This window comes from Sphingomonas echinoides, from assembly GCF_029623395.1.
GTDB classification, from domain to species: domain Bacteria; phylum Pseudomonadota; class Alphaproteobacteria; order Sphingomonadales; family Sphingomonadaceae; genus Sphingomonas; species Sphingomonas echinoides_A.
The window spans coordinates 14,982-40,871 of sequence record NZ_JAPYKK010000019.1; the positions used below are offsets into that span (position 1 = coordinate 14,982).

Sequence of the window (25,890 nt, forward strand, 5' to 3'; positions counted from 1 at the left end):
GGGAAAACAGCGAATGACGGTTCCGTAACCCAAGGTTCGCAGACATCCTGCCTTCGCGGGAATGACGGCGTCAGGATGGGAAGCCGCCACAATCACCCCGCCGCATCGATCCGATACGCCCGCCGCACCAACCCGCTGGTCAGCTCGTGCGCCAGATCGACCGCTTCCCAATCCGCGATCCGGTGTTCCGCGACCAGCCGCGCGAGAAACCCGCAATCGACCCGCCGCGCGACGTCATGCCGCGCCGGAATCGACAGGAACGCGCGCGTATCGTCGTTGAACCCGACGGTGTTGTAGAAACCCGCGGTCTCGGTCGTCATCTCGCGGAAGCGCCGCATCCCTTCCGGGCTGTCGTGGAACCACCATGCCGGGCCGAGCTTGAGGCACGGATAATGCCCGGCCAGCGGGGCCAGTTCGCGCGCGTAGACGCTCTCGTCGAGCGTGAAGAGGATGATCGACAGTTCGGTCGAGGTGCCGAACCGGTCGAGCAGCGGCTTGAGCGCGTGGACATAGTCGGTCCGCATCGGGATGTCGGCGCCCTTGTCGCGTCCGTGGCTCGCGAACAGGCCCGCATTGTGGTTGCGGAAACTGCCGGGGTGGATCTGCATCACCATCCCGTCCTCGACCGACATCGCCGCCATTTCGGTCAGCATCTGCGCGCGGAACAGCTCGGCGTCGGCGGGGGTCCAGCTGCCGCCGACGATCTTGCCGAACAGCGCCTCGGCCTCGACCGCCGACAGGTTGGCGGTGGCGGCGGTCGCATGGCCGTGATCGGTCGCGGTCGCCCCCGCTGCACGGAAGTCGGCGCGACGTTTGCGGTGCGCCGCGAGATAGCCTTGCCAGCTATGGACATCCTCCCCGGTCAGCTCGGCGAAGCGCTGCATCGCGGGCGCAAACTGCTCGTGCTCGACATCGATCACGCCGTCGGGACGATAGGTGGTGACGACCCGGCCGTTCCAGCCCGACTCCTTGATCCGGTGGTGCGCCCCGAGATCATCCTGCGGTCCCTCGGTCGTCGCGAGAAACGCGATGTCGAAGCGATCAAACAACGCGCGCGGGCGAAATGCGGGGGTCGCGAGTTTCTCGGCGATCGTATCGAAATACAGATCTGCGGTGGCGCCCTCCAACGCAACGTCGAACCCGAACACTTCGGCAAAGACGTGATCGAGCCACAATTGCGACGGCGTGCCGCGGAACAGCGCATAGTTCTCCGCGAACACGCGCCACGCCGCGCGCGGATCGGTCGCGGGAACGCCTGCGCGGCTTGGGATCGCGAGCGTGTCGAGCGCGATTCCCTGGCTGTAGAGCATCCGGAAGATATAGTGGTCGGGCGCGAGCAGCAGGCCGGTCGCATCGGTCCACGGCGCGTCGTCCGCGAACCAGCGCGCGTCGGTATGGCCATGCGGGCTGACGATCGGCAGGTCGGCGATTTCGGCGTAGAGCGTCCGCGCGATCGTGCGCGTCGTCGGATCGGCGGGAAACAATCGGTCGGGGTGCAGATCCAGGCGCCGCGTCATCGTTATCCCTTCGAACCATCGTCGTCCGCTTCTGGTAAGCGCTGCCGCGCGCACGAACAAGTTGCGAGCGACGATTGCCGCTGGCCTTGCACCGTCTGCCAAGGCTAACGCTTTCGGCTCCCGCGTTGAACCCTACGGAAGCGACCTGATGATGCAGCATGACCGCCCGCGCCTGAGCTATGCCGTGCTGGATCGCCTGCCGTCGTCGGTTTCCCGGCCCGACTGGCGCGTGCCGCCGCCGGTCGGGATCGTCCATTTCGGGCCGGGCGCCTTTCATCGCGCGCATCAGGCGGCCTATGTCGACACGCTGCTGGCGACCGATCCGACCTGGGGCATTGCTGCGGTTTCGCTGCGCAGCAAAGGAACGGTCACCGATCTTGCTGCGCAACAGGGGCTGTACACGCTGGCGGTCCGCGACGCGGAGTCCGCACACCGGATCATCGGAGCGCACAGCGCGTTCCTCGGACCCGACGATTCGGCGCAGATCCGCGCCTTGCTCGCCGCGCCGACGACCCGTCTCGTCACCACGACCGTAACCGAAAAGGGCTATTGCCTCGCGCCGGACGGCAGTCTCGATTTCAACCATCCCGACATCGCGCACGATCTCGCGGGGGCCGAGGTTCCGCGCAGCGTGATCGGCTGGATCGTCGCTGGGCTGGAAGCGCGCCATGCGGCGGGCGAAGTGGCGTTCGTCGTGATGCCGTGCGACAATCTCGCCAACAACGGCGCGAAACTCCACGCCGCGCTGATCGCTTATGCCGGGGCACACGACCCGTATCTTGCGGAGTGGATCGCGGGGGAAGTCCGTGTGCCCGGGACGATGGTCGACTCGATCACCCCGGCGACCGACGAAGCGCTCTACGGCGACGTTGCGGACGTGCTGGGCGTGGTCGATCGCGCGACGGTCCAGCGCGAAGCCTTTACGCAATGGGTGATCGAGGACCTCGGCACCGCCGCGGGCACGGCACTGGCCAGCGCCGGGGCGACGCTGACCGACAATGTCGCGGGGTATGAACAGGCGAAGCTGCGCGTGCTCAACGGATCGCATTCGACGCTCGCTTATGCCGGATTGCTGCGCGGCGCGACCAGCGTGGCGGAAGCGATGCAGGATGCGCCGCTGGCCGCGTTCGTCGATGCGATGATCCGCGACGAGATCCTGCCGACGCTGCCGAGCGTCGCCGGGTTCGATCACGATGCGTATCGCCGCCAGATCCTCGCGCGCTTCCGCAACCCCGCGATCGTCCACCGGCTCGACCAGATCGCCGGGGATGGCAGCCAGAAGCTCCCGTATCGCCTGGGGGATACGCTCGCGTGGCACCGTGCGCGCGGAGAGTTGCCGCGCCGCGTGATCGTCGCGCTCGGCTGCTGGGTCGCCTTCCTGATGCGACGGTCGCGCGGTGGCGTGACGATCCTCGATCCGGCGGGCGCGGCGCTGGCCACGGCGGCCGCGGACGGCGATGCCGCGGCGGTGCTCGCACGGTTGGTCGCGGACGGGCTCGGGTTCGACTCCGCGCTGGCCGAAGATGGCGCGACGATGGCGGCGATCGCCACCGCCGCGGATGCGGCGTTCGCGGGCGCGTGGGACAAATTGCTCGGGTAACCGCGTGGCGCGGCTAGCGCTTGCCCCGCCGCTTGAAGCTCGCGCGCGCCAGCCACGCGCCGAGCGCGAGCAGCACGAGTGGCGTGATCCACAAGGGCGCGGTCAGCGCGCTGAACGGCGGATCGTAGCTGATGTAATCGCCATAGCGCGCGATCAGCCAGTCGCGGATCTGCCCCGGACTTTGCCCCGCGGCGATCCGCGTGCGGACGAGCGAGCGCATGTCGCCCGCCATCTCGGCATCGCTGTCCGCGATCGACTGGCCCTGGCACACCACGCAGCGCAGCGTCGCCATCAACGCCTGCGCCTGCGCCTCCTTGGCGGCGTCCTTGAGCTGGACGTTGGCGAGCGGCGCGGGCGGCAGGGTGCTGTCGGCGAAGACTGGGGACGCGAGCACAAGCGCGAGCCCTGCCCAGCGAATAAGGAACCCGCCCGCCCTCACTTCAACCCCCGCACCAGCGCGATCAGCCCCGGCACCTCGTCCTCGCGGATGTCGCCGACATGCTGCTGGACGATCCGCCCGCGCCCGTCGATCACGAACGTCTCGGGCACCCCCGACGAGCCAAGCGCGAGTTGCAGCGAACTCGTCTTGTCGTCACCGATCGCGGCATAGGGATCGCCGTTGCGCGCGAGGAAGTCGGCGATTGCGGCGGGGGTATCGCGGATCGCGACCGCGTCGATCACCACGCCCGCCTGTTTCAGCCGGAGCAATTGTGGCGCCTCGGCAACGCACGGGATGCACCAGCTCGCGAAGATGTTGAGCAACCTTGGCTTGCCGGTCGCGAACTGTGCGGTCGCGAGACCCGGCTTGCTCGGGACGATCGGCGGCAGGTCAAACGCAGGCAGCGTCTGCCCGACCAGCGCCGAGCGCACGGTGCGGTCCGCGGGTTGGTACAGCCCCCACGCGGCCAGCGCGAGCAACCCGAGCGCAACCGCGAACGGGATCCAGATCAACCGCGCACTCATGCGTACGCCTCGCCCCGCCCGCGCTCGCGCCGTCCGCGGGTCAACCGCCCGATCAGCGACAGCGCCCCGCCGAGCGCAACCAGCGCACCGCCGAGCCAGATCAGCGTCACGAACGGCTTCCACCACAGCCGCAACTGCCAGCGCCCCTGCGCGTCGGGTTCGCCGAGCACGGTATAGAGCTGCCCGTCCCAGCGCGTCGCGATCGCGGATTCGCTCGTCACGGTGACGGGGTTGGAGAAGAAGCGCGATTGCGGACGCAGGTAGAAGACGCCGCCGTCGTTCCCGCGCCGTGCGCTCAGCCGTGCCTCGATCGCGGACCAGTTGGGGCCGATCACCGGCTTCACCCCGTCGAGCGTGACCAGATACGGTCCGACCCGCTGCGGCTCGCCGACGCGCGCCGCGACCAGCGTCGCCTGCGTGAAGGCGGTGTCGGACGCCATGCCCGCAAGGCTCACCGCGATCCCGAGATGCGCGATCACCATCCCGTAGGTGAACAGCGGCGTCCGGCGCAGGTTGCGCTTCCACAAGGGCGCGACGCTCGCCGCCGCCAGCCCCGCCGAGAGCGCTAAGCCCAACAACGGGAGCAACGCGATTCCGCCGGTCGTCGCCGCGACCACGATCAGCACGACGCCCGTCACCGCGATCGGGATCGTCACGCGCGCGATCGCCGCCTGCGCGCTGTCACGCCGCCAGCGCAGCAACGGCCCGACCGCCATCACCGCGATCAGCACCAGCGCGACCGGCCCCGCCGCCTTGTCAAAGAACGGAGGCCCGACCGACAATTGCGTCCCGAACCCCGCCGCGACGATCGGGTACAGCGTCCCGATCAGCACCACCCCGAGGATCACCGTCAGCAGCAGATTGTTCGCGACCAAAGCACCTTCGCGACTGACGAAATCGAACGTCGTGCCGGCGCGCACCGTCCCCACGCGCAGCGCGAACAACAGCAACGCGCCGCCGATATAGATCGCGAGCAACGCAAGGATGAAGCTCCCGCGCGTCGGATCGACCGCAAAGGCATGGACGCTGGTCAGGATGCCCGATCGCACTAAAAATGTCCCGATCATCGACATCGAGAACGCCACCACCGCGAGCATCAGCGTCCAGGCGCGCAGGCCATCGCGCGTCGCCAGCACCGTTACCGAATGGAGCAGCGCGGTTGCGGCGAGCCACGGCATCAGCGACGCATTCTCGACCGGATCCCAGAACCACCAGCCGCCCCAGCCGAGCTCGTAATAGGCCCAGTAAGAGCCCGCGGTGATCCCGAGCGTGAGGAAGATCCACGCCGCCAGCACCCACGGCCGCATCGCGCGCGCAAAGGCGGGGCCGACGTCGCGCGTCACCATCGCGCCGACCGCGAAGGAGAAGGCGATCGAGATGCCGACATAGCCGATGTACAGCGTCGGCGGATGGAACGCCAAGCCGGGGTCCTGGAGCAACGGGTTGAGCCCGTTGCCGTCTGCGGGTGCCGGATCGATCCGCGCGAACGGGTTCGACGAGAACAGCAGGAACGCATAGAACCCCAGCGCGATCGCCGCCTGCGCGCCGAGCGTCGCGATCAGCGTCGGCCGCGCGAGCCCGCGCTCCAGCAGCGCCACCGCCGCGCCCGCCACGCCGAGGATCGTGACCCACAGCAGCATCGAGCCCTCGTGGTTCCCCCACGCCCCCGCGATCTTGTACATCAGCGGCTTCGCGGAATGGCTGTTTTCGGCGACGAGCAGCACCGACATGTCGCTGCGCACGAACAGCACGATCAGCAGCAGCATCGCGACCAGCGCGAGCACCCCCTGCACCACCGCGACCGGGCGCACCGCGCGCATCAGGTCTTCGGTCATGCTCGCTTCCGCCAGCGCTGGCTTCGCCGACCGCCACACGCCCATCGCCGCGAGCAGCAATTGCAACGCGGCGAGCGCTGCCGCGAACCACAAGGCCGCGAGTCCTGCTTCGGCAATCATGCCGCCTGTGCTCCTGCGAAGGCGGGAGTCCAGATCCGAGCCGAGAGGCGGCCGTTAGCGCGCGGAACTCCTGCGTTCCTGCCTTCGCAGGAACACAGCAGAAGATCCAAAGGTGCAACCGTCAAACCAACCTTCATTGCACAAGCGTCTTCGTCTCGTGCATCTTGCCCTTCATTTCGGGGGGCATGTATTTCTCGTCATGCTTCGCCAGCAGGTTGCTCGCGGTGAAGCTGCCGTCGGGGTTGAACTTGCCCTCGGCGACGACGCCCGAATTCTCCTTGAACAGATCGGGTGCGATCCCGCGGAATGCGACCGGCACGCGCGCGATGCCGTCGGTCACGACGAACTGCATCGTCACGCCGTCCGCGAGCCGGTGGAGCGACCCGCCCGCGACCATCCCGCCAAGCCGCACCGCGCGCCCGAGCGGCAAGGCGTCCTTCTTCACGTCGCCCGGCGCATAGAAGAACGCCGCCTGGTCCTTAAGCGCGGAGAGCGCAAGCGCGCTCGACCCGCCGACCGCGGCCACCGCGAGCGCGGCGAGCGTCAGGCGCTGATGCTTGGCCTTCACTTCTCCACCCTCCGCATCGCCAGATAGCTCGACACCGCCAGCGCGATCGATCCCGCCGCAGTCAGACCATAAGCCGCGATGATGAAAGGCCAATGGTTCATGCGGTCACCTCGACATGATGCGCGCGCCGCCTCAACCGTGCCTCGGCCTTGCTCCGCGCCAGGATCGTCCGCATCCGCATCAACACGATCGCGGCGAAGAACAGCGTGAACCCACTGAGGGTGAACCACAAGGGCCACAGGATCGCGGGGTCGATCGTTGATTTGGTCAGCCCGATGCTCTGCCCCTGGTGGAGCGTGTTCCACCACACCACCGAATAGCGGATGATCGGCAGCAGGATCGACCCCGCCACGCCGTACAGCGCGGCGATCCGCCCGCCGCCACCGAAGCCCGCGCGCTCGTCCTCGGCGCGAACCAAAGCGATGAAACCGAGATAGACGAAGAACAGCAACAGCATCGAGGTCAGCCGCCCGTCCCATTGCCACCACGTCCCCCAGGTCGGACGCCCCCAGATCGACCCGGTGGCGAGGCACAATGCCGCGAACGTCACCCCGGGCAGCGCGATCGCGCGCGCGGCGATCATCGCGAGCGGATGCCGCCAGACCAGGAACATCAGCGACGATATCGCGATCCCGCTCCATCCGCCCATCCCCAGCCAGGCGGTGGGGACGTGGATGTAGAGGATGCGGACGCTGTCTTTCTGCAGATAATCGGGTGGGGTCTGGGTCAGCCCGGCCCAGCCGCCGAACAGGATCAGCGCGACGCCCGCCCAGAACAGCACCGGCGTCAACGGCCGCGCGATCGCCAGGAAGCGCGCCGGGTTGGCGAGGGCGTGAAGGCTAGGCACGCGACAGGGATACGCAAGATCGCGGGATGAATCCATCGGTCATTGCGCCATCCCCCATTGCGCAATCACCGCGTCATTCCGCGGCACGCACCGCGGATGTGGCTGTGTCGTCGTCCGCATCGTCGCCGCGACCGTGCTCCCCGCTGTCATCGACATCCTCCGGCAACGCCCATAGCAAATCGCGCTTGGTCAGCACGCGCCCGTCCCACGATCGCACTTCGATCGGACCGATCGGGCGTCGGTCGCGCGCATCGACCAGCACCGGGGACGCGCGGAAGCCGGTTTCCCACCGCTCGCCCCATTGCCGCAGTGCGAGCATCGTCGGCAACAGCGCCACGCCCTTCTCGGTCAGCTGATAATGGATCTTGCGCCGGTCCTTGACCATCGCATCGCGCGTCAGGATGCCGTGTTCGACCAGCCGCCCCAGCCGATTGGCGAGAATGTTGCGTGCGATTCCCAGTTCGGACTGGAATTCCTCGAAATGGTGCAATCCGTTGAACGCGGCGCGCAGGATCATGAAGCTCCACCGTTCGCCCATCGCCTCGAGCGCGGCCGGCAAGCTGCAATTGACCAGTTGTTCGCGCAAGGGTGCGCGGAGTTTTTCGTCCATGGTTCCGTATCGTATCCCATTTTGGCGGCACAAGGAAACCGATCCGCGGTTGTCCGTCCGTTTTCAGTTGCAACTAGCAACCTAGTTTGATAATTGCTGCATCGCAACGTTTCTTCGGGAGTCGTCCATGTCGTCTTTTTTCCGCGCTGCGGCGCCATTTCTGCTGCCCGCCCTCCTTGCAGTGCCGACGATCGGCCATAGCGCCGACACCGGCCCCTATTATGTCGCGACCCCCAGTGCTGCACCTGCACAAGAGACGCTGATCACCAGCGGCACGCTCTGGAAGTGGCACGAGCCCGCCTTCACCGCCGCCAAGGGACCGCAGCGCGAAGCGATCATGTGCGAAATGGTCGCGCAGCGCGCGGGCAAGCTCACCGCGTTCAGCGCGGGCGGAAAAGCGTTCGAGCCCGAGGCCCTCGCCAAGTGCAACACCCGCGCAAAGTGATCGCTGCCTGACCGGTAAGTCCTCCGCGTTGGTGGAGTTTTCTCTCCCGCGCGTGCACCGCGGGAGGGGTTTTTTCGGTTTGTTGCGCAAACAGGTTGCAAATCAAACCCTCACGACGCCATCTTGATCCGGATGTTGCGTCAGTATGAACTTGTCGATCGGGTCCTGGACTACGATCCTACGGCAAACGAAGCCCTGCTCAATCGCGCCTATGTCTTTTCGATGCAGGCGCATGGCAGCCAGAAACGCGCGAACGGCGACCCGTATTTCAGCCACCCGATCGAGGTGGCGGGGATCCTGACCGACCTGCATCTCGACGACGAGACGATCGCCACCGCGATCCTCCACGACACGATCGAGGATACCGTCGCCACGCCCGAGGAGATCACCCGGCTGTTCGGGGCGAATGTCGCGCGGCTGGTCGACGGCGTCACCAAATTGTCCAAGATCGAGGCGCAAACGGAGAACGAGCGCGCCGCCGAGAATTTGCGCAAGTTCCTGCTCGCGATGTCGGACGACATCCGCGTGTTGCTGGTCAAGCTCGCCGACCGGCTGCACAACATGCGCACGCTGCATTTCATCAAGAACCCCGACAAGCGCAAACGCATCGCGCGCGAGACGATGGATATCTACGCACCGCTCGCCGAGCGGATCGGCATGTACGAATTCATGAAGGAGATGCAGACGCTCGCCTTCGCGCAGCTCGAGCCCGAGGCGTATGAATCGATCACGATCCGGCTCGCGCAGCTCAAGGAGGGCGGCGGGGACCGGATCGCGAAGATTGGGTCGGGGCTCAAGCTGTTGCTGTCGCGTCACGGGTTGGAAGCGGAGATTTCGGGACGCGAAAAGCATCCCTATTCGATCTGGAAGAAGATGGCCGAGCGGCACATCAGCTTCGAGCAGCTGAGCGACATCATGGCGTTCCGCGCAATCGTGTCGAGCGAGGAAGCGTGTTACGAGGCGCTCGGCGTGATCCACCGCCGCTGGCCGATGGTGCCCGGACGGTTCAAGGATTACATCTCGACCCCCAAGCGCAACGGCTATCGCTCGCTCCACACGACGATCATCCACGCCGACAATACCCGCGTCGAAATCCAGATCCGCACGACCGCGATGCACGAGGAAGCCGAACTGGGCCTCGCCGCGCACTGGGCGTACAAGCAGGACAAGGTCCGCCCCGACACGCAGCACAGCTGGATCACCGACCTGGTCGAGATCCTCGACAATGCCGAGAGCCCGGAAGAGCTGCTCGAACACACCCGCATGGCGATGTACCAGGATCGGATCTTCGCTTTCACCCCCAAGGGCGAGCTCCACCAGCTTCCCAAGGGCGCGACCCCGATCGACTTCGCTTATGCGGTCCACACAGATCTTGGCGACCAGGCGGTCGGCGCGAAGATCAACGGTCGAGTGGTGCCGCTCCGCACCACGATCGAGAATGGCGACCAGGTGCAAATTCTGCGCTCAAAGGCACAGGAACCGCAGCCAAACTGGCTCAACTTTGCAATAACCGGCAAGGCACGTGCAGCAATTCGACGTCATTTGCGGCAAAAGGAACGCATCGAGACGCAGGCGCTCGGCCGCAAGATGTACGATGAGCTCGTCTCGCGCCTGCCCGCCCCACTCTCGAGCGAAGCCCAGGCGGTCGCACTCCAGCGGCTCAAGGTCCCCGACGAAGCCGCTTTGCTCGAGGCGATCGCGCGCCGTCGCATCCCGGATGCGTCTGTAATGGAGGCTTTAATGCCGGGGTCGGCCGGCACCGAGGCGATGCGCGACCTGCCCCCGCAATCGAGCGCGATCTCGATCCTCGGGCTGACGCCGGGCGTAGCGTTCGATCTTGCGGAATGCTGCCACCCGGTTCCGGGCGATCGCATCGTCGGCCTGCGCCGCCCCGACGCGGGGATCGAAGTCCATGCCATTGATTGCGTTGTCTTAAGCGGCGCGGACGATGCCGATTGGGTCGATCTGTCGTGGGGCGACAAGTCCGAAGGCGCGACCGGGCGGATCTCGGTCGAGGTCAAGAACGAACCCGGCGCGCTCGGCACGATCGCGACGATCATCGGCGCGCAGAAGGCGAATATCGTCAACCTCCGGCTCGACAACCGCGACACCGGTTTCCACACCAACACGATCGACGTGGAAGTGCACGACGTGCACCATCTGATGCGTGTGATCGGCGCGTTGCGCGCGGCGGACGCGGTCAACGGGGTCGCGCGGGTATAACCAAGCCTCCGTTGAATTCTCTAGCGTTTTCAAATCTTCACGACGCGTACCGCGCTGAACCAAAGCCACCGCACCTCGTTTGTACCGCGACGAAGACGACGGGACAGCGGCAATGGACAACGGAACTTCACGACGCGGCGTGCTAGGCGCGGCGGCAATCGGCATCGGCGGGCTGGCGGCGGCGCAAGGGGTAAGCGCCCAAGGCAGCGCTACCCCCCAGGGTGCCGCGCCCTTGCGGGATCCCCGCACCAAATACACCAACACGCCCTTCCCCGAACAGCGCCAGCCGTGGCCCGCGCTCCAGTCCAAGATGAATCCCAAACCCGATTGTGGCGAGCGCAGCTATCGCGGGTCGGGCAAGCTTGCCGGTCGTAAGGCGTTGTTGACGGGGGCGGATTCCGGGATCGGGCGCGCCGCGGCGATCGCCTTTGCGCGCGAAGGCGCGGACGTCGCGATCAACTATCACCCCGACGAGGAGCCCGATGCGCGCGAGGTGGTCGACCTGATCCGCCAGGCCGGGCGCAAGGCGGTCGCGATCCCGCGCGACCTGCGTACGCTTGAAGGCTGCGAGGCGATCGTCGCGGCGGCGCGGAAAGGACTCGGCGGGATCGACCTGCTGGTCAACAACGCGGCCTATCAGCAATCCAAGGAGGATATCTTCGCGATCAGCGACGAACAGATGGTCCGCACCTTCGAAACCAACATCTTCGCCTATTTCCGCATCGCCAAGGCGGTGGCGAAGGACATGCCGCCGGGGTCGGTGATCCTCAACACCGGATCGGTCAATTCCTACGATCCGGGGCCGGAACTGCTTGATTATGCGTCGACCAAGGGCGCGATCCTGATCTTCACCAAGGGCCTCGCCAAGCAACTCGCCAAGCGCGGCATCCGCGTCAACATGATCGCGCCCGGGCCAATCTGGACCCCGTTGCAAGTCGCGGGCGGGCAATTGGCGGGAAAGATGGGCGAATTCGGGCAGGACACCCCGCTCGGTCGCGCTGGCCAGCCCGCCGAACTGGCGTCGCTGTTCGTGATGCTGGCGGCGGACGACGCCAGCTTCTCGACTGGCACCTCCGTCGGCGCGCATGGCGGCAAGGGGAGTCCGTAACCCCTTCCGCCCGGGTCGCTTTTGCTCAGGCGGCCTGTGCGGCCAGGCGCGCGGCGAGCTTTTCTTCCTCGGTCCAGATCTTGCGCTCGCGCGGTGGCTTGGGTGCCTTGACCTGCTTGACCGGACCGCCGCCCAGCACGGGCGCGCGCTTGGTCGAGTGCCGCGCGACTTCGCAATGCCATGCGTGATCGTCGTGTACGGCAAGCGTCCGCCCGATTTCGCGCTCGACGTCGTGGAGCCACGCGCGCTGTTCGGCATCGCACAGCGTGATCGCATGACCGCTGCGCCCGGCGCGACCGGTACGGCCGATCCGGTGGACATAGCTTTCGGGCAGGCTCGGCAGATCGTGATTGAACACGTGCGTCACCGTATCGACGTCGATCCCGCGCGCTGCGATGTCGGTTGCGACCAGAACCTGGACGGTTCCAGCACGGAATGCGTCCAGTGCGCGCTCGCGTTGGCCTTGTGACTTATTGCCGTGCAGCGCCTCGGCGGTGATTCCCGCCTCGGTAATGAACGCGCAGACTTCGTTGGCGATGTTCTTCTGGAGCGTGAAGACGACCGCCTGGCCGATCTCCGGCGTCCGCAGCAATTCCAGCAAGGCGGCCTTCTTGTTCGTCGCATCGAGGAACATCACCGACTGCGCGATCCGGTCGACCGTGGTCGATGGCGGCGCGATCTCGACGCTTGCGGGGTCGGTGAGGAGACTCTCGGCGAGCGCCGCGATCGCCTTGGGCATCGTTGCCGAGAACAGCACGGTGTGCCGGTCCTTCGGCAGCGTCGCGACGAGCCGCTCGATCGGCTTAGCGAAGCCCATGTCGAGCATCTGGTCCGCCTCGTCGAGCACCAGCGCCTCGAGTGCGGACAGGTCACACAGCCCCTGGTCGACCAGATCGAGCAAACGCCCGGGCGCGGCGACAAGGATGTCGACCCCCGCCTTGAGTGCCGCGACCTGATGGAACTGGCTGACGCCGCCAAAGATGGTGGTCACGTTGAACGACAGGTGCCGCCCGAAGCTCTCGAACCCTGCGGCGATCTGCGACACGAGCTCGCGCGTCGGCGCGAGCACGAGGATGCGCGCGCCGCCCGTGGGGGCCGGGCGCGGATCGGCGGCAAGCCGGTGGAGCAGCGGCAATGCGAAAGCAGCGGTCTTGCCCGTGCCGGTCTGCGCCATGCCGAGCATGTCGCGCCCCTGCAGCAGCAGCGGGATCGACTGCGCCTGGATCGGCGTCGGGGTGGCATAACCTTCCTCGGCCAAAGCCTCGAGAATGCGCGGCGACAAAGCGAGATCGGCGAAGGTCAGGGTCATGATCACGAGGCGCCTCCAGCGCCGAGCAAGGCTGCGCCGGATAGGGCTTAGCGTAGGAGCGCGGGCAGGTAGGTTTTATGTTGCACTGCGTCAATCTCGAAAACCGTCCCTTGGAGGTTCTCTCTCGACGGCATCCCGAACGTCGGATGCACGTCGGTCGCTTCCGCTACCGTTTGCAGATTTTGCTCGTGCCCGTGCCTTGTCGATCCGGTCGACGCTGGTACGATCCCCCGAAAGATCGTCACTGGAAGGACAGCCCCCTTGGAACGCCGTACATTTTTGAGCGCGAGCAGCGCCGCTGCCGCGCTCGCGCTTGCGCCCCGTATCGCTGGTGCCGCAGCCCCCGCGGGTGACGCTGCGCTCAACGCGACCTTCCAGACGATCTTCGAGCAGAATGTTCAGGAATCGCCCGAACAGGCGAGCAGCCTCGGGCTCGACAAGGGTGCCAACGCCGCGCTGAAAACCCGCCTCGATGACCGCACCGCCGCGGATCGCGCTGAGGCGCTTGCGCGGACCCGCAAGGCGATCGCCGCAGTGCAGGCCGTTCCTGCAACCGGCCTGTCGCGCGCGGGCAAGCTCAACCGCGAGGTCGTTCTCTATTCGCTGACGCAGCGCACCGTCGGGCCGGAGAAGTTCGGCCTCGGCTCGCCCAATCGTCCCTATGTTCTGTCGCAACAATCCGGCGCCTATTACGAGATCCCCGATTTTCTCAACAGCACGCATACGATCGTCACCGCCGCGGATGCTGACGCCTATTGCGCGCGCGTCGATGCATTCGCGACCGCGCTCGACCAGGACAGCGCGATGCAGCAGAGCGAAGCCGCACGCGGGATCGTCGCGCCCGACTTCCTGCTCGACCTGACGCTTGGACAACTCGCGAAGCTGCGTGCGCCCGCCGCCACAGAAAGTTCGATCGTGTCCTCCGTCGCAACCCGCGCCAAGGCGCGCGGCCTGATCGGGGACTGGGACAAACGCACCGCCGCGAGCCTCACCGACAAGGTCTATCCCGCGCTCGACCGCCAGATCGCGCTGGTGAAGAAGCTCCGCGCGACCGCGCGCAGCACGGCAGGGATCGCCCCGCTCCCGCGCGGAAGCGAAATCTACGCCGCCGCGCTCGCCGCCGCGACGACGACGAGCTTCACCCCCGACGAAGTCCACAAGATCGGGCTCGAGCAAGTCGCGGACCTGAGCGCGCAACTGGATGCGCTGCTCAAGACGCAGGGGCTGACGCAAGGCTCGACCGGCGCGCGGCTGACCGCGCTCAACCAGCGGCCCGAACAACTGTACCCTGACACCCCCGCAGGCCGTGCGGAACTGATCGCCGGGCTCAACACCGGCGTCGCCGCGATGCAGGAGAAGCTCGGCCAGGCGTTCCTCAACCCACCGTCCGCACCGCTCGACATCCGCGCGGTCCCGGTCGAAATTCAGGACGGCGCGCCCAACGGCTATTACAAGCGCGCCGCGCTCGATGGCTCGCGTCCCGCAATCTACTTCATTAACCTCAAGAACATCGAGAACTGGCCGAAATACACGCTGCCGTCGCTCAGCTATCACGAGGGCGTACCGGGGCATCACCTCCAGCTCAGCCTCGTGGCGGCACTCGACATGCCGGTGCTACGCAAGCTCGGTTTCTTCAGCGCATATGGCGAAGGCTGGGCGCATTATGCCGAGCAGCTCGCCGAACCGCTCGGCGGCTATGCGACCCCGATCGAGCGTGCTGGCTATATCCAGTCGTTCCTGTTCCGCGCGGCGCGGCTGGTGGTCGATACCGGAATTCATGCCAAGGGCTGGAGCCGCGACAAGGCGACCGACTATTTCGTCGAGGTCGTCGGCTTCACCCGCGGACGCTCGCAAAGCGAGATCGAGCGCTATTGCGCGATGCCGGGGCAGGCGTGCAGCTACAAGCTCGGGCATCTCAGCTGGATGCGCGCGCGCGACAAGGCGCAGAAGATCCTGGGGGCGAAGTTCGACCAGAAGCAGTTCCACGAGGTGCTGCGCGACGGCCCGGTCCCGCTGACGATCCTCGAACGGCTGAGCGAAGAGCGCGCGCGGGCGCAGCTTGCAGGGACGCCGATCGTGTAACTTTGCGTCGGTCATGCTTCGGGGCGGGCCGGCGCCCAAGTTGATGGGCAAGGTGCGCGTTGCTTTCCGCTCCTGCCTGCGCCGGCGCACGGCACGCGCAAACCGCCCGCTTCCCCTCAAACCGAAACACTTCTAGACCGGCGCGCATGACCCGTCCCGTTTCGGCCCCCGCTCTTTCCATCGTGATTCCCTGCTACAACGAAGCGGCGTGCCTCGACGTGCTGCACGCGCGGGTGGCCGCCGCGGCCCGTGCGGCGGTCGGGGACGATTACGAAATTCTGCTGATCAACGACGGATCGCGCGACGACAGCTGGGGCGTGATGCAACGCCTCGCCGCCGCCGACCCGCGACTGGTGGTGATCAACCTGTCGCGCAACCACGGGCACCAGCTCGCGCTGACCGCCGGGCTCGACCTGTGCAGCGGCGCGCAGATCCTGATCATCGATGCCGATCTGCAGGATCCCCCCGAGCTGCTGACCGACATGCGCGCGGCAATGGCGTCGCAAGGCGCGGACGTGGTCTATGCCGTGCGCCGCAAGCGCGACGGCGAGACGCTGTTCAAGAAAGCCACCGCCGCCGCTTTCTATCGCCTGCTCGACCGAGTCACCGACACCGCGATCCCGCTCGATACTGGCGACTTCCGCCTGATGAGCCGGCGGGCGCTCGATGCGTTCCTGTCGATGCCGGAGCAGGCGCGGTTCATTCGCGGGATGGTCGCATGGGTCGGGTTCAAGCAGATCCCCTTCCCGTATGACCGCGCCGAGCGGCATGCGGGCGAGACCAATTACCCCTTGAGCAAAATGATCCGGCTCGCGTTCGACGCGGTCACCGGCTTCTCGACCGCGCCCTTGCGGTTCGCGAGCCACCTCGGGCTTGCGCTGACCGCGGCGTCGCTGCTGCTGTTCCTCTATATCGCGGTCGGCTTCTTCAGCGGGAGCGCGGTCGCAGGCTGGACCTCGACGATGCTCGTCGTCGTGCTGCTCGGCGCGTTCCAGATGTTCGTGCTCGGGATGATCGGCGAATATCTCGGGCGGCTCTACGTCGAATCGAAGCGCCGCCCCCTGTATATCGTCGGCGATGTCGTCGGCCCGATCCAGGGCCGCGCGACGCTCGGTTATCGTGCCGAGGACGTCGCCGGCGAGAGCAATGTCACGATCGAAACGCCCGGCGACAGCGGGACCCTGCCGACCAAGTGACGCTCGAACCGGAAGATCGTCTCGAACAGGCGGTTGAGCACGGGCGGCGGCGGTGAATCGTCGCTGTCGTCGCGCCCGGTCATCCGCCCCGCCACGCGCGCGGCGGCGGCGAGCGGGAACAGCAGCGAATTGAAATAGCGCAACCCGTTCGAGCACAATCCAGCATCGCCGATCGCCTTGGCGAGCGTCGCCTTGGAATAGCGCCGATGGTGGTGGTTGACGACGTCATGCGCGCTCCACATCCAACGATGCGCGGGCACGGTGACGAGGATCTTGCCGCCCGGTTTCAAACACGCCGCCATCGCACGCAACGCGGCGACGTCGTCCTCGATATGCTCGACCACGTCGAGCACTGCGATCAAATCATACGCCCCGCGCTCGATTCCCGGCAGCGCGGGGAGCGGCGCGTTGCTGACCGGCTGGCCCAGCCGTTCCGACGCGATCGCGCGCGCGGCGGGATCGATCTCGATCGCCTCGACCGTTCCGAAAGCCGCGAGCATCGGAAGATTGTGCCCGGTACCGCAGCCGATCTCGAGAATTCGCGCGTCCTTGGGCAACCCACCCTCGCGAGTCAGGTAATCGGCAAGGATGTCGCGCCGCGCGCGGTACCACCAGTGCGTCGAATCATGCGCCGCCATGCGGTCGTAGACGATTCTATCCACGCTCAGCCCTATTCCCGGTTGGAGCGATCCCGCTCATTTGAACACCAGCTGTCGATTGAGGAAGAAGGTAAGCGCGGTCGCCATGACGATCGCGGGCAACAGCGGCACCCACGCCGGATAGCCCAGCACCGCGGTCCCGAACCACGTGATCGCCGCGTTGAGCGCCATGCCCGATGCCTGCACCAGGACGAACTGCACTTGCTGCTTGGCACCCGGATCGCGCGTGCCATGGCCCTTGAAGCTCCACCGGCTGTGGAGGAAATACCCCGCCGCGACCGCCACCAGGAATGCGAACGGCACCGCATAGACCGCGTGCTGCCGATCGAACACATACAGCGTCAGCGGAAGATACACCGCCGTATAGAGGACGGTGGACAGCCCACCGGCAACACCGAAGCGGATGATTTGTCCGAGCAATCCGCTCTCGCGTAAGCTCTGGATCTGTCTGTTGAGTGCCGTCACGGTCGCTTGCCCTTTACGCATGCCGCACTAGAGGGCGTTCTCGGCTTAGGAAAGCGTTTTGGATGAATGACGGTTCGCTGGCGCGCACGATAGAGCGCGATTGGGTTCGGCTGAGCCTGCTCGCCTGGGGTCTGATCGCACTCTATTACGTCATCAACCGCTGGACTGGGATCCATTTCCTCCAGCTCGGCGACACCGACGACAACATGCGGCTGATGCAGGTCCGCGCGTGGCTCGGCGGGCAGGGCTGGTACGACCTGCGGCAATATCGCCTCAATCCACCGACCGGCTTCGACATCCACTGGAGCCGCATCGTCGACCTGCCGATCGCGGCGTTGATCGTGGCTCTGCGCCCGTTCGTGGGGGTGCGCGAGGCGGAGATGCTCGCGTGCGGGATCGCGCCGTTGCTGCCGCTGAGCATCACGATCCTCGGGCTCGGCGCGACCGTGCGGCGGCTCGTCAGCCCGGTCGCCTGGCCGCTCGCGATCGGCCTGCTCGTCTTCGGCTGTATCGCCACGATGCTGATGTACATGCCCGAACGGATCGACCACCACGGCTGGCAGCTCGCGATGCTCAGCCTGACGGTTGCCGGTTTGTGCGATCCGCGGGGGCCACGCGGCGGCGCGATCGTCGGCCTGGCGAGCGCGGTGTCGCTGACGATCGGGCTGGAGATGCTCCCTTATGCCGCGATGGCGGGCGCGATTCTGGCGCTCCGCTGGATCTGGGACCGGAACGGTGCGCAGCGCCTCAGTGTCTATGCGCTGACGCTGGGCGGCGGATGCGCGATCGGCTACGCAGCGTTCGCCTCCTACGCCAATGCCGCTTTGCGCTGCGATGCGCTGACGCCGGTTTGGCTCAGCGTGATGGTGGTGGCGGGCGCGTTGCTGTTCGCGATGGCGTGGGCGAATCCCGCCAACCGCTGGGTCCGGCTCGCGCTCGCCGTGCTCGCGGGCGGGGTGATCGTCGCGGGGTTCGCGCTCGTCTTTCCGCAATGTCTCGGCCGCCCCGAACAGGTCTCGCCAGAACTCGCGGCGAACTGGCTCAACAACGTCCGCGAAGCCAAGCCGATCTACAGCCATCCGTTCCGCACCGCTTTCCCGATCGTCGTGCTGCCGATCATCGGCGTGATCGGCGCGGCCCTCGCGACCTGGCGCGCGCGCGGCACCGTGCGGGGCGGGTTGTGGGCGCCCGTGTTGCTGTTCGTCACCTTCGCGGCGCTGATGCTGTTGTGGCAGGCGCGCGCCGGGCCGGCCGCGCAGTTGCTGGCGGTGCCGGGGTCGGTCGCGCTGATCTGGTGGCTGGTGCCGGTGATGCTCGCGAGCCGCAACGTGTTCGTCCGCGTGTTCGGGACGGCGGCGGTCGTGATCGCCGCTTCGGGTAGTTTCGCGGGGGCGGTGATGACCCCGATCGACTTGCGCTGGACCGGGCTCAACCTGCGCTACAGCCCGCCCGACCGCCCGACCAAGCGCGTCCAGACGATCAACCGCGCGAGCGCCTTCTGCCCGACGATGACCGCGATGACCCCGCTCAACCGCATCCCGGCGGCAACCGTCTTCACCTTCACCGATCTCGGGCCACGGCTGATCACGCTGACGCATCACAATGCGATCGCCGGACCCTATCATCGCAACGGCGATGCGATCCTCGACGTGCAGCACGCGTTCAAGGGAACGCCCGAAAACTTCCGCGCGATCGCGAAGCGGCATGGCGCGACGCTGTTGCTGGTGTGCCCGAACATGTCGGAGTCGACCAATTACCGCGTGCGCGCGCCGAACGGCTTCTATGCGCAGCTCGCGCACCGCAAGACGTTCGACTGGCTCGAGCCGATCGACTTGCCGCGCGGGTCGCCCTTGCGGCTGTTCCGGATCAAGCCGGAGTAACAGCTGCGCGCAGTCCCTCGCGAGTATACTCCCGCCCGTCCGGGCTGAGCGAAGTCGAAGCCTCGCTCGCTCTCCAGACTCCGGTTTGTCTTGCGAGAGGCCCTTCGAGTTCGCTCAGGGCGAACGGGGGGAGAACGCAGCACCTCACAAGCAATACTTGTAGATCGTGGGTCACCCGCTTTCCGGCAACCCGTACATTGGCTGCCCTTGAACGTGACGCCCGGTCACCGCCTACGCAAGGTCAACGCCGCGATGACACTGCCAACGAAAATCGGAATGGGTGAATACAGCATCAGGATGCCCAGCCCAATATTAGCCCCACCACCCTCGTAGGGGCGGGTAATTTCAACGAGATAGAACCCCCAGAAGGAGCAAGTCAGGGCCAGTCCGACGAACCATGGCCGACGGGCAACAACACCGCCTGCAGCAAGGGCCAGATACGGCGCGCTCGCGAGGAGGACCTGCGACAGACTCTCGGCGCCCCAAAGTGTTGCAAGGGGCCTGCCTCTAGAAAACGCCCAAACGGTATCGCACGCACCGACAACACCCAAACCGAGCAGCAGTGCAGCGAGAACACCCACCGCCGCTCGTTTTAGATACCCGACGAACGCTCTCACGGTCAGGGAGCAAATACCCGCAACCATCCATCCGGTGAATCGTGAACCAAAGCCTACCGACCGGCAAGTCGGCCGTCATATCGTGCGGCAACGAAGAGATGACTCCTTGATCGGCGGCAGCCCCTGCTACCCTTACGCCAGACTCACCCGCACCCCATCGATCACGAACTGCACCGCCAACGCCGCGAGCAGAACGCCCAGCAACCGCGTGATCACCGCCTCGATCTTCGCGCCGAGCACGCGCATGATCGGCCCCGCCGCCAGCAATGCGACAAGCGTCAGTAACAGGATGGTGATCAGCGCAGCCAGCACGACCGCCGAGCGTTCGATCCCCTCGTTGCGGCCCATCAGCAGCATCACCGAGGCGATCGACCCCGGTCCCGCGATCATCGGCATCGCCATCGGGAAGATCGACACGTCCTCGACCTCGGGGTCGCTCGCCACCTTCGCGGCGCGGTCCTCGCGGCGTTCGGTGCGTTTTTCGAACACCATTTCCAGCGCGATCAGGAACAGCATGATCCCGCCGGCGATCCGGAACGACGCCAGGCTGATCCCCAGGCCGTGCAGCAGCGCCTCGCCAAACAGCGCGAACACCAGCAGGATGCCCGACGCCACCAGCACCGCGCGAAACGCCATCGCGCGGGTGTGGGGCGGGGAAGCGCCCGCGGTCAGCCCGGCGTAGATCGGCGCGCAGCCGGGGGGATCGATCACCACGAAGAAGGTGATGAGCGAGGAAATGTAGAGTTCGATCATGCGCTCGCCGCCGCCCGTGCGGGCGTCACAGAGCGCCCTCGTCGAGCACTACGCCTTCGCGCCGCGCGGCCGACACCAGCGTGTTGCGGAGCAGGCACGCGATCGTCATCGGGCCGACTCCGCCCGGCACCGGCGTCACCGCGCCCGCAACGCTCATCGCGCCCGCGAAGTCCACGTCGCCGACGAGCCCCGCTTCGGTCCGGTTGATCCCGACGTCGATCACGGTCGCACCGGGCTTGAGCCAGTCGCCCTTGACCATCTCGGGGCGTCCGACCGCCGCGACGACGATGTCGGCGCGCTTGACCACGCTCGACAGGTCGCGCGTGCGCGAGTGCGCGACGGTGACGGTGCAGCTTTCGGCGATCAGCAACTGCGCCATCGGCTTGCCGACGATGTTCGACCGGCCGATCACCACCGCGTCGAGCCCGGTCAGGTCACCGAGCGCATCCTTGAGCAGCATCACGCAGCCAAGCGGCGTGCACGGCACGAACCCTTCGATCCCGGTCGCGAGCCGTCCGGCATTGACCGGGTGGAAGCCGTCGACGTCCTTGTCGGGGTCGATCCGCGTAGTCACCGCGCGCTCGTCGATATGGCCCGGCAGCGGAAGCTGGACGAGGATCCCGTCGATCGCGGGATCCGCGTTGAGCGTATCGACCAGGTCGAGCAGATCGCCCTGCGTCACGTCGGCCGGCAGGCGATGCTCGACACTCACCATCCCGGCGCCGCGCGTCGCCTTGCCCTTGTTGCGAACGTAGACCGCGGAGGCGGCGTCTTCCCCCACCAGCACGACTGCGAGCCCCGGCGCACGACCGGTGGCTTGGGTGAACGTCGCGACTTGGGTCGCGATGCGCGTGCGGAGGCCGGCGGCGAAGGCCTTGCCGTCGATGATCGTAGCGGTCATGCCGTGAGGCTCCAGCTTAAAGCGGCGCGCCGACGAGCAGATGCGCGTCGTAATTGTTGAGAATGATGCTGATGATCTTGAGCGTCAGCAGCAGCGCGAACGGCGCGAGATCGATCTGCCCGAAATCGGGGAGGATCCGGCGGAACGGGCGATACAGCGGCTCGGTCCCGCGCTCGAGCCCGTTATAGATCGACCGCACCAGCTCGTTATGCGTGTTGATGATGTTGAACGAGACCAGGAGCGACAGGACGACCTGGATCAACACAATCGTCGTGACCGCGCTGATCAGGACCTGCAATATCTGAATGATCGTGTGCAAAGCGGCGTCTCCGGGTTGAAGGGTGCGATCCTAGCGATATCCCGCAGATGCGAACACCCCCTTAGCGTTTTGCCGAGGAGCGTTCGTTTCGCGGCGCGCGGACGCCATAAGGACCCCGCCGTGATGCTGACAGCGGCTTTGGGAGGGCCGCCGTCTCCCCCTGGCTTCCGTCATGCTGAACTTGTTTCAGCATCCACCGTGCAACAGGCGCGGACCGGACTCGCGGCGCGGTGGACCCTGAAACAAGTTCAGGGTGACGGCCGAAGGGTAGTGCGGTCCGCTCAGCGCCGAACCAACGTCCCCGCCCCGCGGTCGGTGAAGATTTCCAGCAGCATCGCATGTGGCACGCGCCCGTCGAGGATGACCGCCGCGCCGACGCCGCTCTCGACCGCGTGGACGCACGTCTCGAGCTTGGGGATCATTCCGCCAGAAATTGTCCCGTCAGCACGCAACCGCGCGACCCCCGCCGGATCGAGATCGGTGACGAGGTCCTTCTGTTTGTCGAGCACGCCGACCACATCGGTCAGCATGAACAACCGCTCGGCGCCCAAGGCGGCGGCGATCGCGCCCGCCATCGTGTCGGCATTGATGTTATAGGTATGCCCATCGGTGCCGATCGCGATCGGCGCGATCACCGGAATAATCCCGGCCTCCGACAGCGTATCGATAATCCGCCGGTCGACGCCGACCGGCGTACCGACGAAACCGAGGTCGACGTGCCGCTCGATCCCCTGGAGCGTATCGGGCGTTTCGCGCCCGACCTTCACCGCGGTGACGAAGTTCGCGTCCTTCCCCGAAATCCCGACCGCACGTCCGCCCGCCTGGCCGATCCAGCCGACGATTTCCTTATTGATCGAGCCCGCCAGCACCATTTCGGCGATCCGTGCGGTTTCCGCATCGGTCACGCGTAGGCCGTCGACGAAGCGCGATTCGACGCCCAATCGCTTGAGCATCGCGCCGATCTGCGGCCCGCCGCCATGGACGACGACCGGGTTGATCCCGACCGCCTTCATCAGCACGACGTCCTCGGCAAAGTCGCGCGCGGCTTCGGGATCGCCCATCGCGTGCCCGCCATATTTCACGACGAAGGTCTTGCCGGCATAACGCTGCATGTACGGCAGCGCCTCGACCAGCGTTTCGGCCTTGGCGAGGAGCGCGGGAGCGGGGGAATGATCGGTCATGCGCGCGCCTTATCGCGGAAGTCAGTCGCGATCCAGTCGCCGCCCGATCCCGACCACCAGATAGATCAACGGTGGCACCAGCACTGCCGACAGCGTCACCTTCGCGAGCATCTGTCCGGCGAGCAGCGATCCGATCGGAAACACCCCGTAAAAGGCGATCGTCACGAACAGCAGCGTATCGACGATCTGGCTGAGGATGCTCGAAATCCCCGCGCGCAGCCACAACAGCCCACCCTTCTCATTGCGCTTGAGCCAGCTGAAGATCGTGACGTTGAGCGTCTGCGAAATCCCGTAGGCGACGATCCCGCCGAGCCAGATGCGTGGCGTGCCGCCCATCATCAGCGCGAACGCATCACGCCGCGCGGGCTCCATCGCGGGTGCGGCGGGGGCGGCGAGCACCGCGATCGACAGCAGGATCGATGCGATCAGCGGTACGAACCCGATCTGCACCAGCCGGTTGGCAACGCTGCGCCCGTGAAGCTCCGCCACCGCGCTCGACACCACGACGAGGAGCAGGAACGCAAAGATCCCGGATTCGACCGCAAGCGGCCCGATCCCGACCAGCGGCCCGAGCAGCGAGATCGGCCCGAGCGAGACCTGCTTGTTACCAAGCACGCCCGCGATGCAGACCATGCCGCCGTAAAAGATCGAAAAAGCGAAAAGCGAACGCGAGATCGCGGGAGCAGGTGTCGTCATCGTCGAAGACGCTAGCGGATCGCCGCCGAAAAGGGAATCGCTTCCCCTCCCCCCTGTTCCGACACGTTCGGTGGGGAACAAAGGGGCCGGTACCGAAGCGCAGTGCGCACCAGACTGGCCCCTCGCTCGTTCAATCGGCGGTGGCCATTCCTTGCTTACGGGCGCCCACGATCATTTTCCTCGCGATCCCACGCACACCTTCGTCGTCGCGCGTCGCGTCGGTTGCGGGGTCGCCCAGATGGTCCAGGCTCCCCTCAAGATAGTCGAGCAGCCCCGGGTGCTTGTCCTCGACATATTCCATCAGCTTGAACAGCAGATGCTCGGTCGCGATCTCGCGCTGGCGGACCTGGACGGCGGTGTCGTCGCGCATCGCTGCCTCCTGGTTCACTGCTCGACCGACTTGGTCAGGACCGGGGTTTGCTGATGCTGGACGACGCGCCAGACTTCATGCTCCAGACGGCGGATGACCGAGCTGCAATGCGCTTCATACGCCTCGTCACCGCGCTGCGCATGGACGTGATAGCCGATCACGATCAGTCCTTCCTGCGGACGCGACACCTGTCGCTCGGTCAGCTCCGCGCTGTCCCAGACGGGTGTATCCGCGACCGCGTCGATCGCCTCGGTGCCGCGCAGGACGAACGGCGGGCGCGGCAATACCATGACGACTTCGGCATCGACCTTCTCGCGGTAGTTGTCGGGCCCTTCGGTCCAGAGGCTTTCCTCGAAGCTCCACAAGCGGGTGTCGTCCATGTCCGTCTCTCCATTGGTTGATGGAGGAAGGCCGGACGAGCCAAAACGTTCCGCAGGATCGTGCGACATGGGACTGGAAAGCGACGATTTTTACGGAACGATCGTGGTGAAGAGATAGGCTGCGAAGATCACCAGATGGACGACACCCTGCAACACCGTCGTCCGCCCTGTGCCAAGCGACAAGGTCGCGACGAACAGCGAAAGCGCCAGCAGCGTCATCCCCTTGGGGTCGACCCCCAGCGACAACGGCAGGCCCAATACTAGCGACACGATCGCCACGCTCGGGATCGTCAGCCCGATCGTGGCGAGCGCGGAGCCGAGCGCGAGGTTGAGGCTGGTCTGCAGCCGGTTGCGCTTGGCGGCCTTGTACGCGGCGAGACTCTCGGGGGCGAGCACCAGCGCTGCGATTACCACGCCGACCACCGCCAGCGGCAGTCCCGCGCCGACCACTGCGGCCTCGATCGTCGGGGAGAGGGTCTTGGCGAGCAGCACGACCGAGACCAGCGCGACGAGCAGGACGGCGAATGCGATTCCCGTCGCGCGCGTCGATGGCGGGGCGGCGTGATCGTCCTGATCGTCGCTGGCGGGCAGGAAGTAATCGCGGTGCCGGACGGTCTGAACGAGGATGAACGTGCCGTACAGAAGCAGCGACACCACCGCGACGAACACCAGCTGCGACGGCGCATAGGTCGGCCCGTTCGTCGAAGACGTGTAATTGGGCAGGACCAGCGACAGCACCGCCATCGCGGTCAGCACGCCGAGCGCGGCGTTCATGCCGCTGAGCGTGAAGCGCTGTTCGACATGCCGCGCGGCACCCGCGACGAGACACAGCCCGATGATGAAATTGAGGATGATCATGATCGCGGCGAACACCGTGTCGCGCGCAAGCTCGGTCGCGCCGCCGGTGTCCGACAGCATCAGCGACACGATCAGCGACACTTCGATCACGGTCACCGCGATCGCCAGTACCAGCGTCCCGAACGGTTCGCCGACCTTGTGCGCGATGACCTCGGCATGATGCACCGCCGCGAGCACGCTCGCGATCAGCACGACGACCGCGACGGCGGTGCCCGCCAGCCCCATCTTGGCGACGCCCAGCAGCGCCGCGAGCAGCCCGAGCGCGGGCGCGACGAGGGTCCATAACGGCAGCGCCTGCCGGTCGGACATGGCGCTGGATTGCGGCACGACCCCGTCGTGCGCGACTTCGATTGGCATGAGCAGTCCCTTGTTCACTGAAAGACGAATG

Annotated in this window: 26 protein-coding genes; 7 read left to right on the forward strand and 19 right to left on the reverse strand. The window is 66.3% G+C overall.

Annotation, left to right across the window (positions count from 1 at the left end; genetic code table 11):
* Positions 1–92 precede the first annotated feature (92 nt).
* A complete protein-coding gene (uxaC, locus tag QBJ92_RS12310; RefSeq protein WP_277969991.1) occupies positions 93–1,517 on the reverse strand; it encodes a glucuronate isomerase in 1,425 nt (474 codons plus the stop codon).
* A gap of 148 nt (positions 1,518–1,665) precedes the next feature.
* Here uxaC and QBJ92_RS12315 point away from each other — a divergent pair, with 148 nt between their 5' ends.
* Positions 1,666–3,117, forward strand: a complete 1,452-nt coding sequence (locus tag QBJ92_RS12315) for a mannitol dehydrogenase family protein (protein ID WP_277969992.1) — start codon at positions 1,666–1,668, stop codon at positions 3,115–3,117.
* A 13-nt stretch (positions 3,118–3,130) separates the two neighbouring features.
* Here QBJ92_RS12315 and QBJ92_RS12320 read toward each other — a convergent pair whose 3' ends face one another.
* From QBJ92_RS12320 to QBJ92_RS12345, 6 genes are all read right to left on the reverse strand, one after another.
* Entirely contained in the window at positions 3,131–3,535 is a 405-nt protein-coding gene (locus tag QBJ92_RS12320) for a cytochrome c-type biogenesis protein (RefSeq protein ID WP_431358400.1), read from the reverse strand.
* A 17-nt stretch (positions 3,536–3,552) separates the two neighbouring features.
* Entirely contained in the window at positions 3,553–4,080 is a 528-nt protein-coding gene (locus QBJ92_RS12325; RefSeq protein ID WP_277969994.1) for a redoxin family protein, read from the reverse strand.
* Entirely contained in the window at positions 4,077–6,035 is a 1,959-nt protein-coding gene (locus tag QBJ92_RS12330) for a heme lyase CcmF/NrfE family subunit (RefSeq protein WP_277969995.1), read from the reverse strand. The genes QBJ92_RS12325 and QBJ92_RS12330 overlap by 4 nt, the downstream gene beginning before the upstream one ends.
* A 133-nt stretch (positions 6,036–6,168) precedes the next feature.
* Positions 6,169–6,603 carry a cytochrome c maturation protein CcmE gene (ccmE, locus tag QBJ92_RS12335; protein WP_277969996.1) on the reverse strand — a complete coding sequence of 145 codons (435 nt, stop codon included), beginning with the start codon at positions 6,601–6,603 and terminating at the stop codon, positions 6,169–6,171.
* 97 nt (positions 6,604–6,700) lie between these two features.
* On the reverse strand, positions 6,701–7,450 hold the full coding sequence (gene ccmC, locus QBJ92_RS12340) for a heme ABC transporter permease CcmC (RefSeq protein ID WP_277969997.1): 750 nt from the start codon (positions 7,448–7,450) through the stop codon (positions 6,701–6,703).
* Between the two features lie 73 nt (positions 7,451–7,523).
* Positions 7,524–8,060 (reverse strand): winged helix-turn-helix transcriptional regulator, encoded by a 537-nt coding sequence (locus QBJ92_RS12345; protein WP_277969998.1) that lies wholly within the window; start codon positions 8,058–8,060, stop codon positions 7,524–7,526.
* Positions 8,061–8,187: 127 nt separating this feature from the next.
* Between QBJ92_RS12345 and QBJ92_RS12350 the strand changes: the two genes are divergently transcribed.
* The 3 genes from QBJ92_RS12350 (at position 8,188) to QBJ92_RS12360 (ending at position 11,836) form a co-directional block, all read left to right on the forward strand.
* Positions 8,188–8,505, forward strand: coding sequence for a CC_3452 family protein (locus tag QBJ92_RS12350; protein WP_277969999.1), 318 nt, complete (start codon positions 8,188–8,190; stop codon positions 8,503–8,505).
* 132 nt (positions 8,506–8,637) lie between these two features.
* On the forward strand, positions 8,638–10,728 hold the full coding sequence (locus tag QBJ92_RS12355; RefSeq protein ID WP_277970047.1) for a RelA/SpoT family protein: 2,091 nt from the start codon (positions 8,638–8,640) through the stop codon (positions 10,726–10,728).
* Positions 10,729–10,840: 112 nt separating this feature from the next.
* A complete protein-coding gene (locus tag QBJ92_RS12360; RefSeq protein WP_277970000.1) occupies positions 10,841–11,836 on the forward strand; it encodes an SDR family oxidoreductase in 996 nt (331 codons plus the stop codon).
* Between the two features lie 25 nt (positions 11,837–11,861).
* Here the strand turns inward: QBJ92_RS12360 and QBJ92_RS12365 are convergent, their stop codons facing one another.
* Positions 11,862–13,145: a DEAD/DEAH box helicase gene (locus tag QBJ92_RS12365; RefSeq protein WP_277970048.1), complete on the reverse strand. Its 1,284-nt coding sequence runs from the start codon at positions 13,143–13,145 to the stop codon at positions 11,862–11,864.
* Between the two features lie 261 nt (positions 13,146–13,406).
* Here QBJ92_RS12365 and QBJ92_RS12370 point away from each other — a divergent pair, with 261 nt between their 5' ends.
* Together QBJ92_RS12370 and QBJ92_RS12375 are read left to right on the forward strand one after the other, a co-directional pair.
* Positions 13,407–15,227 carry a DUF885 domain-containing protein gene (locus tag QBJ92_RS12370; protein WP_277970001.1) on the forward strand — a complete coding sequence of 607 codons (1,821 nt, stop codon included), beginning with the start codon at positions 13,407–13,409 and terminating at the stop codon, positions 15,225–15,227.
* 146 nt (positions 15,228–15,373) lie between these two features.
* Positions 15,374–16,423, forward strand: coding sequence for a glycosyltransferase family 2 protein (locus tag QBJ92_RS12375; RefSeq protein WP_277970002.1), 1,050 nt, complete (start codon positions 15,374–15,376; stop codon positions 16,421–16,423).
* On the opposite strand, the gene QBJ92_RS12380 is transcribed toward QBJ92_RS12375, so the two are convergent.
* Positions 16,342–17,085 (reverse strand): class I SAM-dependent methyltransferase, encoded by a 744-nt coding sequence (locus tag QBJ92_RS12380; RefSeq protein ID WP_277970003.1) that lies wholly within the window; start codon positions 17,083–17,085, stop codon positions 16,342–16,344. The two genes, QBJ92_RS12375 and QBJ92_RS12380, sit on opposite strands and share 82 nt — an antisense overlap.
* A gap of 33 nt (positions 17,086–17,118) precedes the next feature.
* On the reverse strand, positions 17,119–17,568 hold the full coding sequence (locus QBJ92_RS12385; RefSeq protein WP_277970004.1) for a GtrA family protein: 450 nt from the start codon (positions 17,566–17,568) through the stop codon (positions 17,119–17,121).
* A gap of 41 nt (positions 17,569–17,609) precedes the next feature.
* Here QBJ92_RS12385 and QBJ92_RS12390 point away from each other — a divergent pair, with 41 nt between their 5' ends.
* Positions 17,610–19,427 carry an AcrB/AcrD/AcrF family protein gene (locus tag QBJ92_RS12390; protein WP_277970005.1) on the forward strand — a complete coding sequence of 606 codons (1,818 nt, stop codon included), beginning with the start codon at positions 17,610–17,612 and terminating at the stop codon, positions 19,425–19,427.
* Between the two features lie 224 nt (positions 19,428–19,651).
* On the opposite strand, the gene QBJ92_RS12395 is transcribed toward QBJ92_RS12390, so the two are convergent.
* The 9 genes from QBJ92_RS12395 to QBJ92_RS12435 all read right to left on the reverse strand — a co-directional run bounded on the left by QBJ92_RS12395 (position 19,652) and on the right by QBJ92_RS12435 (position 25,859).
* The gene (locus QBJ92_RS12395) at positions 19,652–20,071 is read right to left on the reverse strand and encodes a hypothetical protein (RefSeq protein WP_277970006.1); all 420 of its coding nucleotides are present in this window, start codon (positions 20,069–20,071) and stop codon (positions 19,652–19,654) included.
* 105 nt (positions 20,072–20,176) lie between these two features.
* Entirely contained in the window at positions 20,177–20,797 is a 621-nt protein-coding gene (locus tag QBJ92_RS12400; protein WP_277970007.1) for a MarC family protein, read from the reverse strand.
* Positions 20,798–20,822: 25 nt separating this feature from the next.
* Positions 20,823–21,698 (reverse strand): bifunctional methylenetetrahydrofolate dehydrogenase/methenyltetrahydrofolate cyclohydrolase FolD, encoded by an 876-nt coding sequence (gene folD, locus QBJ92_RS12405; protein WP_277970008.1) that lies wholly within the window; start codon positions 21,696–21,698, stop codon positions 20,823–20,825.
* 16 nt (positions 21,699–21,714) lie between these two features.
* Positions 21,715–22,017 (reverse strand): YggT family protein, encoded by a 303-nt coding sequence (locus QBJ92_RS12410; protein ID WP_277970009.1) that lies wholly within the window; start codon positions 22,015–22,017, stop codon positions 21,715–21,717.
* Between the two features lie 281 nt (positions 22,018–22,298).
* Positions 22,299–23,198, reverse strand: coding sequence for an acetylglutamate kinase (argB, locus tag QBJ92_RS12415; protein ID WP_277970010.1), 900 nt, complete (start codon positions 23,196–23,198; stop codon positions 22,299–22,301).
* A 21-nt stretch (positions 23,199–23,219) separates the two neighbouring features.
* On the reverse strand, positions 23,220–23,894 hold the full coding sequence (locus QBJ92_RS12420) for a queuosine precursor transporter (RefSeq protein ID WP_277970011.1): 675 nt from the start codon (positions 23,892–23,894) through the stop codon (positions 23,220–23,222).
* A gap of 130 nt (positions 23,895–24,024) precedes the next feature.
* Entirely contained in the window at positions 24,025–24,264 is a 240-nt protein-coding gene (locus QBJ92_RS12425; RefSeq protein WP_277970012.1) for a hypothetical protein, read from the reverse strand.
* Between the two features lie 14 nt (positions 24,265–24,278).
* Entirely contained in the window at positions 24,279–24,644 is a 366-nt protein-coding gene (locus tag QBJ92_RS12430) for a DUF4440 domain-containing protein (RefSeq protein ID WP_277970013.1), read from the reverse strand.
* Positions 24,645–24,734: 90 nt separating this feature from the next.
* On the reverse strand, positions 24,735–25,859 hold the full coding sequence (locus tag QBJ92_RS12435; protein ID WP_277970014.1) for a calcium:proton antiporter: 1,125 nt from the start codon (positions 25,857–25,859) through the stop codon (positions 24,735–24,737).
* Positions 25,860–25,890: the final 31 nt, after the last annotated feature.

Excerpts from the sequence above, each read along its gene's own strand:
- uxaC (WP_277969991.1), bottom strand. The coding sequence starts at position 1,517 with ATGACGCGGCGCCTGGATCTGCACCCCGACCGATTGTTTCCCGCCGAT.
- QBJ92_RS12315 (WP_277969992.1), top strand. The coding sequence starts at position 1,666 with ATGATGCAGCATGACCGCCCGCGCCTGAGCTATGCCGTGCTGGATCGC.
- QBJ92_RS12325 (WP_277969994.1), bottom strand. The coding sequence starts at position 4,080 with ATGAGTGCGCGGTTGATCTGGATCCCGTTCGCGGTTGCGCTCGGGTTG.
- QBJ92_RS12330 (WP_277969995.1), bottom strand. The coding sequence starts at position 6,035 with ATGATTGCCGAAGCAGGACTCGCGGCCTTGTGGTTCGCGGCAGCGCTC.
- QBJ92_RS12345 (WP_277969998.1), bottom strand. The coding sequence starts at position 8,060 with ATGGACGAAAAACTCCGCGCACCCTTGCGCGAACAACTGGTCAATTGC.
- QBJ92_RS12350 (WP_277969999.1), top strand. The coding sequence starts at position 8,188 with ATGTCGTCTTTTTTCCGCGCTGCGGCGCCATTTCTGCTGCCCGCCCTC.
- QBJ92_RS12355 (WP_277970047.1), top strand. The coding sequence starts at position 8,638 with ATGTTGCGTCAGTATGAACTTGTCGATCGGGTCCTGGACTACGATCCT.
- QBJ92_RS12360 (WP_277970000.1), top strand. The coding sequence starts at position 10,841 with ATGGACAACGGAACTTCACGACGCGGCGTGCTAGGCGCGGCGGCAATC.
- QBJ92_RS12365 (WP_277970048.1), bottom strand. The coding sequence starts at position 13,145 with ATGACCCTGACCTTCGCCGATCTCGCTTTGTCGCCGCGCATTCTCGAG.
- QBJ92_RS12375 (WP_277970002.1), top strand. The coding sequence starts at position 15,374 with ATGACCCGTCCCGTTTCGGCCCCCGCTCTTTCCATCGTGATTCCCTGC.
- QBJ92_RS12385 (WP_277970004.1), bottom strand. The coding sequence starts at position 17,568 with ATGCGTAAAGGGCAAGCGACCGTGACGGCACTCAACAGACAGATCCAG.
- QBJ92_RS12390 (WP_277970005.1), top strand. The coding sequence starts at position 17,610 with ATGAATGACGGTTCGCTGGCGCGCACGATAGAGCGCGATTGGGTTCGG.
- QBJ92_RS12395 (WP_277970006.1), bottom strand. The coding sequence starts at position 20,071 with ATGGTTGCGGGTATTTGCTCCCTGACCGTGAGAGCGTTCGTCGGGTAT.
- QBJ92_RS12400 (WP_277970007.1), bottom strand. The coding sequence starts at position 20,797 with ATGATCGAACTCTACATTTCCTCGCTCATCACCTTCTTCGTGGTGATC.
- folD (WP_277970008.1), bottom strand. The coding sequence starts at position 21,698 with ATGACCGCTACGATCATCGACGGCAAGGCCTTCGCCGCCGGCCTCCGC.
- argB (WP_277970010.1), bottom strand. The coding sequence starts at position 23,198 with ATGACCGATCATTCCCCCGCTCCCGCGCTCCTCGCCAAGGCCGAAACG.
- QBJ92_RS12420 (WP_277970011.1), bottom strand. The coding sequence starts at position 23,894 with ATGACGACACCTGCTCCCGCGATCTCGCGTTCGCTTTTCGCTTTTTCG.
- QBJ92_RS12425 (WP_277970012.1), bottom strand. The coding sequence starts at position 24,264 with ATGCGCGACGACACCGCCGTCCAGGTCCGCCAGCGCGAGATCGCGACC.
- QBJ92_RS12430 (WP_277970013.1), bottom strand. The coding sequence starts at position 24,644 with ATGGACGACACCCGCTTGTGGAGCTTCGAGGAAAGCCTCTGGACCGAA.
- QBJ92_RS12435 (WP_277970014.1), bottom strand. The coding sequence starts at position 25,859 with ATGCCAATCGAAGTCGCGCACGACGGGGTCGTGCCGCAATCCAGCGCC.